Source organism: Dyella sp. (assembly GCF_035508675.1).
Taxonomy (GTDB): domain Bacteria; phylum Pseudomonadota; class Gammaproteobacteria; order Xanthomonadales; family Rhodanobacteraceae; genus Dyella_B.
The window spans coordinates 1-9,803 of record NZ_DATJMN010000034.1; the positions used below are offsets into that span (position 1 = coordinate 1).

Consider the following 9,803-nt stretch of genomic DNA (forward strand, 5'->3'; position numbering starts at 1 on the left):
GAGGGGATGCATCCTGGCAAGCGCGAGATACACGTTTAAGTAGGCACTATTCTTCTCTTGAGAAGAAATGAATCCTCGAGGCAATTGCATGAACACCAACACCACCCGCCCGCTCTGGCAACGCCTGCTGATCCGCCGCCTGAAATTCCTGGGCATGCTCGCCGCACTCATCGTCGTGGTCGGCGGCGGCTGTTATCTGTTCGCACCGCAATGGTTGGTTCAGGCCAATTACTGGCGCCAGGCGACCGCCGCGCAATTGGAGAAGAAGACCGTCCAGGCCGGCGACACGCGCTGGGTGTACTACGAAGGCGGCCAGGGTCCCACGATCGTGCTGCTGCACGGCTTTGCCGCGAACAAGGAGGTATGGCTGCCGGTGGCACCGCTGCTGACTGCGCATTTCCATGTGGTGATTCCGGATCTTCCCGGCTGGGGCGAGTCCTCGCGCATTCCCGGTGCGAGCTACAACATCGACAACCAGGCCGATCGCCTGAACGACTTCATCCAGACCTTGCATCTGCAACACTCGGTCATTGTCGGCCACTCCATGGGCGGCGCCATTGCCGGCGTATATGCCGCCGAGCATCCACAAGATGTCGCGGAACTGGCACTGGTCGATTCGTTCGGCCTGAAGTTCAAGGAAAACGCCTTTGCCAAGGCGGCGCTGAGCGGAAAGAACCTCTTCGACTACAACGACCGCGCCGGTTTCCTGAGCGCCAATGCGTGGGCATTCGAGCATGTGCCGCATATCCCGGGCCGCTTCATCGATGTGTTCGTACAGGAAAACATCAAGAATCGCGCCTTCATCGACAAGACGTTCAACGAATTGCGCGAAAACTCGCAGATCCTGTCATTGCAGACGCGGCTCGACAAACTCACCATGCCGGTGCTCGGCATGTGGTGCCATGATGACAAGATCGTCGACATCTCCGCGCTCGAAAGCCTGCGCACCGGCCTCACCCATGCGCCGTCCATCAGCACCAGCATCTTGAACGGCTGCAACCATATGCCGCAGATGGAGAAACCGCAGGCGTTCGCCCAAGTGCTGACCAGTTTCATCCTGGCGCACTGAACCGGCAGGCCACGCAAAGCCAGGCACACCTCATTTTCCTTCGCGCACGCTCGTGCTAGCTTCGAGCCGTCCGCAAGGGTGTCCATGGGCGCGTAAGCGCCCGCTGGATGGGCGCACCGGAATGTCGCAGAACGTTCGTCATGCTGTACTAGGGTTGGCTATCGGCCACTTATCCGAGGTCTCTCATCGTGAGCTTCGTTCCCGTTCCGCCCACCATACGCATCCAGTCACTGGCACGTGCGTTTTCCGACGAGCTGCCCGAGCGTTACCAGCTCCATGAGGCGGAGCCAATCAAGGTGGGCGACCGGACCACGCCGGCGTTCCGTAACGGCAGCGTGCTGCTTAATTCGAATTTCTCGGTGCCCGATCGCTTTACGGAGAAAACCGGAGCCACCGCTACGCTGTTCGCGCGCAGTGGCAACGACTTCGTACGGGTGACCACGTCGGTGAAGAAACAGGACGGCACGCGCGCCGTCGGGACTGTGCTGGACCGCTCCCACCCGGCTTATCGCCTGCTGCTGTCGGGGCAAGCCTATGTGGGCTACGCCACCATCTTCGGCAAGCAATACATGACCCGCTACGACCCCGTCGTGGATACTGCCGGAAAGGTGATTGGCGCCCGCTACGTCGGCCTGGACGTCAGCGCCCTGCGCAGTACCGGCATGGCGATGCGTACGGCGACGGCCACTTTTGCCTTGAGCGCCATCGTCTTTCTCGTCTTCTGGCACCTGGCCCACGCGTTGCCCCAGCCGGGCAGCGAGATGGAAGTGGGTGTGCTGGGCCTGATCGCTTGCATCGCCATCGCGGCATGCGTTTATGGATTGGTCCATATCCAGGCAAGCCGGCCGATGGCCCACTGCATGCTCGCCGCGCAACGCATCGCCGGGGGCGATCTGAGCACACAGGCGCCGGTTTACCGTCGCGACGACATCGGCAAGCTATTGCAAGGCATCAATGGCATCAGCGTCGGCCTGGCCGAGGTTGTCGCGCGGGTGCGGCAGTCCAGCGACAGCATCTGCACGGCGTCGGACCAGATTGCGGGCGGCACCGCGGATCTCTCCCGGCGCACGCAGACCCAGGCGTCATCGCTGGAGCAGACCGTGGCGACCATGGAAGAACTTACGGCGACCGTCCGGCAGAACGCGAACCACGCCGCCGAGGCGACTACCCTGGTTGCATCGGCGGCGCAATTGGCCAAGGAGGGCGGCGGCGTCATGAGCCAGGTCATCTCGAGCATGGGCGACATCAAGGCCGGCTCGCACCGCATCGGGGACATCATTGGCATCATGGATGAAATCGCCTTCCAGACGAACATCCTGGCCTTGAATGCTTCCGTGGAAGCAGCCCGTGCCGGCGAGCACGGCCGCGGCTTTTCGGTGGTGGCCACTGAAGTGCGCGCCTTGGCGCAGCGCTCCGCCGATGCGGCGAAGGAGATCCGGCAACTTATTTCAAGTTCGGTGCAGACCGTCGATGCAGGTAGCGCACTGGTGGATGGGGCCGGCATCGCTACCCGCAAGATCGCCGAGGCCATCCAGCGCGCATCCGGCTTGATGGACGAGATTTCCACCGCAAGCATCGCGCAGACGCGCAGCATCGAGGAAATCAACCGGGCCATGGAGATGATGGATCACGCCACTCAGCAAAACGCGGCGTTGGTCGAGGAATCGGCAGCGGCCGCGATGAGCATGAAAGAGCAGGCACAGATCATGCGCAAGGCGGTGGCGACGTTCAAAATGGCGGAGTGACCGCGAAGCTCATCCGCCTGTCGCAAAGCCGGGATAAAGCGTCATTCCGCCATCGACGAACAAGGTGGTGCCCACCACGTAATCGGAAAGATCGGAAGCCAGCCACACTGCGGCGCGTGCGATATCTTCCGGTTCGCCGATCCGGCCATAAGGCACCAGGGTCATCAGGCTTTTGTAGGCTTCCGGCGTGCTCCATGCCGAGGTGTTGATCGGCGTGCGGATGGCGCCCGGCGCAATGGCGTTGATGCGGATACGATGCGGCGCCATCTCCTGCGCCATGCTCTCCATCAGCAGTTTTATGCCGCCTTTGGAGGTGGCGTAGTTGGCGTGACCTGCCCAGGGAATTTCCTGGTGCACGGAACTCATGCAGATGATCTTGCCGGCCGCGCAGGACACCTCAGGTACCACGCCACGGCGTAGAAATTCGCGAATGGCTTGCTGTGCGCACAGAAACTGCCCGGTGAGGTTCACGTTGAGCACGGTGTGCCATTGCGCCAGCGTCATTGCCTGAAAGCTGCTGTCGCGTTGCAGCCCGGCGTTGTTGACGAGAATGTCCAGCGTGCCGAAACGTGCGATCGTTTCGCGGAACATGCCGGCAACCTGCTCTTCGGAGGACACGTCGGCCTTGTATGCGGAGGCGTTCACGCCGTAGGCACGAATCGCAGCGACGACTTCTTCGGCCGCTTCATCGCCCGTCACGTAGTTCACCATGACGTCCGCACCGGCCTCACCCAGGGCGATCGCTACCGCGCGGCCGATCCCGGAGTTGGCCCCGGTCACCAGCGCTTTCTGCCCTCGCAATGTCCGGGGAATCGCCAGGGTCGGCGCGGTGGAATTTGCCGCTGCTGCGCTCGTGCTCATGCCGGTCGTCCTCGTTGTTAGCGAGGACAAGCGTGTCGGCAAGGCCGTTCGATGAACGTGAGCATCGCGGCCACGCGACGTATGGATTTACATTTTGTTTCAAGCCTTCGCCGCGGCGCACGCCTCGTTCGCCGGATGCTCCGGCTTTTCATGCAACAGGCGCCGGGTTACGCCATTGGTCCAGCCGAAGCCATCCTGCAAGGGATATTCACCGCCATCGCCGCCGACTGCGCCATCGGGTGTGACCATCAACTCATATTTTTCGACCAGCTTGCTTTCACGCTCGTACAGGCTGCCCACGGTGTGCAACCAACGATGCGCAATGTCTTCGGCCGGCGCATGCAATCCGTAACGGCGGAGGCCGCAAATCGCCAGCCATTGCAGCGGCGCCCAGCCATTGGGCTTGTCCCATTGCTGGCCCGATTCCATGACGGTGGCACCCAGGCCACCCTCTTCCATCAGGTGCGTACGCAAGGCGTCGGCAACGCGCACCGCTTGATCCCGGCTGGCGAGACCGACATACAACGGTGCGCTGGCCGCGGCATTGATCGCTTCGCGCGGCGCGTGACGCTGCCAGTCGTAATCGAGGAAGCAGCCGGCGGTTTCGTTCCACAGCAGGCGATTGACGGCCTCGCGACGGCGTTCTGCGCGCGCATCGAAAGCATCGGCTTGCTTGTGTTGGCCATCGGCGCGACTGAGTTCGGCAATCTGCCGTTCCAGGTAATACATGAAAGCGTTGAGATCGACCGGCAGGATCGCCGTAGTACGGATGGTTTCCAGCTTGCCGTCATCGCACCAGCGTGAACTGAAATCCCAGCCGGAGGCGGCACCTGCGCGCAAGTCGCGGTAGATCGCCGTGCTTGGGCGCGTGCTGCGGCGGGCGGTGAGGACATCCTCCCGATGCGATTCTTCGCGGGGTGTGTCGCGATCGTCCCAATAGCGGTTGAGCAAACAACCATCATCCAGCCGTACGCAACAGCGATGCGCATCACCCGGCCGCAAGGCTTCGGCGCCAGCCATCCAGTAGTCGTATTCCTTGCACAGTTGCGGCAGCCAGACGACTGCCTCGTTGACGCCGTGCTGCTCGAACAAGCCAACCATCAAGGCGAACACCGGCGGCTGCGAGCGGCTCAGGTAATAGGTGCGGTTGCCATTGGGGATATGACCGTAGGCGTCGATCAAGTGGGCGAAATTGCTCGCCATGCAATGAAGCAGGTCGTGGCGCCCGCTTTCCGCCAAACCAAGCATGGTGAAGTACGAATCCCAGTAGTACAGCTCGGTGAAGCGCCCGCCCGGTACCACATAGCTGTTGGGCAATGGCAGCAGCGACGAGTTGGGAGGATGCCGCTCCGGGCGCCGCGTCAGCACATCCCACAGGCCGTCGATGTGATCGCACAAGGCTTGCCCAGGCACCGACACGTAATGGCTGGCATGCACCACGGGCACTTCGAAGTGTGCATGGACGAAGGCGGCAAGGTCGAAGTCCGGTTCGCCGCGCTGGTCGCGGTACAAAGCGAGAATCCGCTCGGGTGCACCCAACGGCGCGCAGTCGACAAAGGTCTTGCTGTCGGCGAACACGCGATTCATCTGCACGTCCACGAACAGTTCCCGATAGCGATCCGCCGGGGTCAGCGTATCGGCGGGCGCCACGCCTGCAGGCTTGATGCGCGGGCTTGCAAGGGTCTGCTCGTTCATCACCGGAATTCGCGTCAGCGTGGCATTCGCCATGCCGGCGAACTGCCACGATTCAATAATGAAACGCTACGGGGACCGCCGTGGAGCGCGGGTGAAGTCGTGTTCGGTTCAAATCACCCAGGGCACGAGCGCCTTTACGCGCCGCATGTAGTTGCGATATGCGTCGCCAAATAATTCGCAAAGCCAGCGCTCCTCGAGCCGCAGCTTGCGCCAGAACGCAACGCCGACCAGCAGCACGCTGACAAGCGTACGCCACTCGCCGATCGCCAGCGCGGTGCCGAAAAACGCCAGCAGCAAACCGGAGTAAATGGGATGGCGCACGTAGCTGTACGGCCCGCGTACGATCAGTTCGTGATCCTGCTTGAGCTGCACGATGCCGCTCCAGTTTTGCCCCAGCACCACGCGCGCCCAGCAGGCGAAAGCCAGGCCGGTCACCGTAAGGCCAAAACCCAGCCACACGATCCATATCTGATCCGGCACGAAACGTTCGTTGAGGAAGCTACCGTTCAACCATGCGTACCTGCGCAGCAGCAGCACGGCCAGGATGATGAGCAGCACATGCCTGCCCAGGCGCGAAATGCGTGGCTCGACTCGAACCGCGGGTTTCACGCGCAGCGCGCTAACGCCCCAATACACGAACCAGAGCAGCCACACAGCGCTGAAGAGCCGGCCGGGCAATGGTGATATCACGCGCCTATCCCTGCGGTGGCAGCACGGCCCGCATCGGATGACATTCGAAGCGGAAGCCGCATTCGGCCTTGATGACGGGGTCGTCATCAATCAGCGACGCGGGTGCCATGCCGTCGGGCAACTGCATGACGAGCACGCCGTAGGCCGCCGCCGGATCCATCACCGGACCGAACACGACCACGTAGCCCTTGCTCATCTGTGCCCGCCAATAGTCCGAATGCGCCTTCATCAGCGCCATTTCCCCGGGCGTGATATCGGCGGGAAAGGTGGTGCGCGGGCCGTGCAGCTTGGCGAAAAAGTGATGCATGTCATTCATGCTGAATACGTTCCGCTAGCGTTGACGCGTGACCCTATCAGTCGGCAACGTCGGCAATCAGCCGATCCAGTTCAGCCTTCAGCAGCGCGCCGTTCTGGCGCAACCAGTCGCGCTGTTCACGCCAATCCGGAAAGATCGCTTCCACGTGCGCCCAGAAGCGCGGCGAATGGTTGCGCACTTTCAGATGACACAACTCGTGCGCCAGTACATAGCGCAACGCGGCAGGCGGCGCGAGGGCTAGCGCGAGATCCAGATTGATGCGATCGCGCGTATCCAGGCTGCCCCACAGGCTCTTCATCGGGCGGATCCGCAAGGCTGTCGGCGCCAATCCAAGTTGCGGCACGTAGCCGGCGAGCCAGCGCGACACGTCACGGCGAATCTGCGCTTCGAAATACGACGCCAGCAACCCGCGCGCCACCGGCAAGGCACGGCTGTGCGGACGCGGGATTTCCAGGGTGATGCCACCGTCGTGAGCGACCACGCGCGGATAGGCGCCTTCGGCCCAGTCCAGCGTGGTGGTTTCACCGCGAAACGGGAACTCGATCGGGGTGCCGACGCGCAGCGGCGGCAGCGGCTCGATCACCAGGTTGAGTTCGCCGAGCTTCTTCTCCAGCCAGTCGGCGTTATGACGCAGGAATGCATTGACCTGGGAGGGATGCGTGCCCTGCGGATAGGTGATGCGCGCGCCCTTGGTCGACACCGTCAGGCGCAGCCGTCGCGCCCGTGGATGCGAAGCTTTGAGCACACGAATGGTATTGCCGCTGGGTGTCGCCAGCTCCAGCCAGTCGCCGTCGAGATACGCCATGATTTAAGCCTTTCCGCACTGCTCCCAGGCCGAAGGGGAGGGTCTGGGCACAGCCAGGATGTGGGGTGCCGAGGCTGCGCGCAAGGGCTTTTTTGCCCCTCCGGCGGGAAGCGCGATCTGGCGCGCGTCTCAGGGGGCGTGGGACGACGCTTACCCCCTCTACCCTGCGGGGAGAGGGCTGGGGCGAGGGGCGAAGCTCGCCGGGAGCCCCGGTCTACGCCAGGGAAAAGCAGCCCCCCAATGCGGGTTACTCCGGCCGGGGCAACCCGAACCACTCTTCCAGCTTGCCCAGCAAGCGCTCCAGCTCCAGCGTCAGCAGCGCAAAGCGTGCATCCATTTCGGCGGCGGCGTCCTGCTGGCTGTCGCCCAGCTCGTCCACCACGGCATCGAGGAATTTCAGCTTGCGCACCACCAGGTCTTCGCCAAGCACGAAGCTGATGCGCTCATCGAACACGAGACCGAGCTGGAACACCTGCTTGCCATTGCGCAGATGCTCCTTCACTTCTTCGGCATCGAGATCCTGCCGGCGGCAGCGTGCGATCGCGCCGGTAGCGGTAGCCGGATCACGCAGTTCGCACTCGTCACCCAGCACGAGGCCGCCAGGCAGATTGCCGCTGGCGAGCCAGTCGGTCATCAGCACACGTGGACCTTCTTCCGGCGCCAGCGGCACGGCAGGAAAGCTGCCCAGCGCTTCGCGCACCTGGGTGAGCGCATTCTCAGCGCTCTTGCGGCTGGCGGTGTCGAGCACCAGCCAACCGTTCTTGCGATCGACATAGGCGGACATGCGCGAGCTGCGCACAAAGGCGCGCGGCAGCAGTTCGGTGAGCAGGTCCTCCTTGAGGCGCTTGCGTTCGCGGCCGCCGACCTTGCGGCCTTCTTCTTCGGCGATCTTTTGTACCTTGCGTTGCAGCTCATCGTTCACCACGGCGGCCGGCAGCAGTTTTTCCTCGCCGCCCACGGTGACGAGCGTGCAGGCGTTCACCACGTGCGTCATCGGCGCATCGTCGCCACGGCCCACCGGCGGCACGAATCCGCGCGTGCTCATTTCCAGCGGACCACAGGGACGCAGGCGATGATCGTTCAGCGCTTCGTCGAGGCGGCTCAGGTCTTCGGCAACGGAGGGAGAAAAGCGGAACAGCGTGAGGTTGCGGAAAAACATGCTTGGGTCCGGTCACGAGTATCCGTCGTCCCGGCGCAAGCCGGGACCCAGCACCTTGCAACAGCAAGGCGCCGGGGTGACGAGAAGGGAAGTGTTAGCGAATCACAGCCGCGACGGCTGCAACCACGGTATCGAGGTTGTTGCGGTTCAACGCCGCCACGCAGATGCGGCCGGTGCCGATGGCGTAGATCGCATGCTCTTCGCGCAAGCGATCCACCTGCGCCTTGCTGAGCCCCGAGTACGAGAACATGCCGGCCTGCTGCTGGATGAAGCCGAACTGCGGCGCGCCGTGCGCAGCGAGTTTTTCCACCATGCCGGCACGCATCGCGTGGATGCGCTCCCGCATTTCAGTGAGCTCTTGTTCCCACAAAGCGCGCAGCTCGGCGCTATTGAGCACGCCGGCCACCAGCGCACCACCGTGCGTGGACGGGCTAGAATAGATGGAGCGGATGATGCGCTTGACCAGCGACTGCACGCGCAGCGCTTCGTCGCGCGTCGCACCGACGACCGACAACGCACCCACACGCTCGCCGTACAGCGAGAATGACTTGGAATACGAGTTGGCCACCACGAAGGAATCGATGCCCGATGCGGCGAACAGGCGCACCGCCGCCGCGTCCGCATCGATGCCCTTGTCGAAGCCCTGGTAGGCCATGTCGATGAAGGGCATCAGCTGACGATCCTTCACCAGCGCCACCACCTGCTGCCACTGCTCCACCGACAGATCCACACCGGTGGGGTTGTGGCAGCAGGCGTGCAGCAGCACCACCGTGCCCGGCTCCAGCTTGTTCAGATCCGCCAGCATGCCGGCGAAGTCCAGGCCATTGGTGGCGGCGTCGTAGTAGGCGTAATCGACCACTTCGAAGCCAGCGGCGTTGAACACCACGCGGTGGTTTTCCCAGCTGGGGCTGCTGATCGCCACCTTGGCCTTGGGCAGCGCCTTCTTGAGCAGCTCCGCACCCACGCGCAGCGCGCCGCTGCCGCCGATGGTCTGCGAGGTGGCCACGCGGCCGGCGGCCAGCAGCGGCGAATCAGGGCCGAACACCAGCTTCTGCGTGGCCTGCGTATAGGCCGGCAGGCCGTCGATCGGCAGGTAGCCGCGCGGCAGCGATTCTTTCGCCAGCGCTTCTTCCACCTGGCGTACGGCCCGCAGCACGGGAATGCGGCCGGTTTCGTCGTAATAGATGCCCACGCCCAGGTTGACCTTGCCGGGACGCGAATCGGCCACGAAAGCTTCGGTGAGGCCCAGGATCGGATCGCCTGGGGTCATTTCTACGGATGCGAAATGGGACACGGGTCTACTCGACTGCGAAATGGAGGAAAAAATTATGGACGTCCAAACGTCCGCCTGAGTTAGGAGCCTGCCGGACTTGAATTGGCCGGGCTGCAAATCCGACTGCGCGGTCCATATGTCCGTCGCTGCTTGACCCATAGAACCACTATGGGCCGGCGCATCGCCGAAC

Annotated in this window: 9 protein-coding genes; 2 read left to right on the forward strand and 7 right to left on the reverse strand. The window is 63.1% G+C overall.

Annotated elements, in window-relative coordinates; translation table 11 throughout:
• Positions 1-88: 88 nt before the first annotated feature.
• A complete protein-coding gene (locus tag VMA74_RS02030) occupies positions 89-1,069 on the forward strand; it encodes an alpha/beta fold hydrolase (protein ID WP_325364301.1) in 981 nt (326 codons plus the stop codon).
• 188 nt (positions 1,070-1,257) lie between these two features.
• Positions 1,258-2,814: a Cache 3/Cache 2 fusion domain-containing protein gene (locus VMA74_RS02035; RefSeq protein ID WP_325364303.1), complete on the forward strand. Its 1,557-nt coding sequence runs from the start codon at positions 1,258-1,260 to the stop codon at positions 2,812-2,814.
• A 9-nt stretch (positions 2,815-2,823) separates the two neighbouring features.
• Here the strand turns inward: VMA74_RS02035 and VMA74_RS02040 are convergent, their stop codons facing one another.
• From VMA74_RS02040 to VMA74_RS02070, 7 genes are all read right to left on the reverse strand, one after another.
• Positions 2,824-3,675 (reverse strand): SDR family oxidoreductase, encoded by an 852-nt coding sequence (locus tag VMA74_RS02040; RefSeq protein ID WP_325364305.1) that lies wholly within the window; start codon positions 3,673-3,675, stop codon positions 2,824-2,826.
• Positions 3,676-3,774: 99 nt separating this feature from the next.
• Positions 3,775-5,370: an alpha,alpha-trehalase TreF gene (gene treF / locus VMA74_RS02045; RefSeq protein WP_325364307.1), complete on the reverse strand. Its 1,596-nt coding sequence runs from the start codon at positions 5,368-5,370 to the stop codon at positions 3,775-3,777.
• Positions 5,371-5,478: 108 nt separating this feature from the next.
• Entirely contained in the window at positions 5,479-6,060 is a 582-nt protein-coding gene (locus VMA74_RS02050; protein ID WP_325364309.1) for an isoprenylcysteine carboxylmethyltransferase family protein, read from the reverse strand.
• Positions 6,061-6,064: 4 nt separating this feature from the next.
• Positions 6,065-6,376, reverse strand: coding sequence for a hypothetical protein (locus VMA74_RS02055; protein ID WP_325364311.1), 312 nt, complete (start codon positions 6,374-6,376; stop codon positions 6,065-6,067).
• A gap of 37 nt (positions 6,377-6,413) precedes the next feature.
• Positions 6,414-7,181 carry a M48 family metallopeptidase gene (locus tag VMA74_RS02060; protein ID WP_414649540.1) on the reverse strand — a complete coding sequence of 256 codons (768 nt, stop codon included), beginning with the start codon at positions 7,179-7,181 and terminating at the stop codon, positions 6,414-6,416.
• A 247-nt stretch (positions 7,182-7,428) separates the two neighbouring features.
• Complete coding sequence (locus VMA74_RS02065) at positions 7,429-8,340, reverse strand: recombination-associated protein RdgC (protein WP_325364313.1); 912 nt, start codon at positions 8,338-8,340, stop codon at positions 7,429-7,431.
• A gap of 94 nt (positions 8,341-8,434) precedes the next feature.
• The gene (locus VMA74_RS02070) at positions 8,435-9,634 is read right to left on the reverse strand and encodes an amino acid aminotransferase (protein WP_325364315.1); all 1,200 of its coding nucleotides are present in this window, start codon (positions 9,632-9,634) and stop codon (positions 8,435-8,437) included.
• Positions 9,635-9,803 lie beyond the last annotated feature (169 nt).

Excerpts from the sequence above, each read along its gene's own strand:
- VMA74_RS02030 (WP_325364301.1), top strand. The coding sequence starts at position 89 with ATGAACACCAACACCACCCGCCCGCTCTGGCAACGCCTGCTGATCCGC.
- VMA74_RS02040 (WP_325364305.1), bottom strand. The coding sequence starts at position 3,675 with ATGAGCACGAGCGCAGCAGCGGCAAATTCCACCGCGCCGACCCTGGCG.
- treF (WP_325364307.1), bottom strand. The coding sequence starts at position 5,370 with ATGAACGAGCAGACCCTTGCAAGCCCGCGCATCAAGCCTGCAGGCGTG.
- VMA74_RS02055 (WP_325364311.1), bottom strand. The coding sequence starts at position 6,376 with ATGAATGACATGCATCACTTTTTCGCCAAGCTGCACGGCCCGCGCACC.
- VMA74_RS02060 (WP_414649540.1), bottom strand. The coding sequence starts at position 7,181 with ATGGCGTATCTCGACGGCGACTGGCTGGAGCTGGCGACACCCAGCGGC.
- VMA74_RS02065 (WP_325364313.1), bottom strand. The coding sequence starts at position 8,340 with ATGTTTTTCCGCAACCTCACGCTGTTCCGCTTTTCTCCCTCCGTTGCC.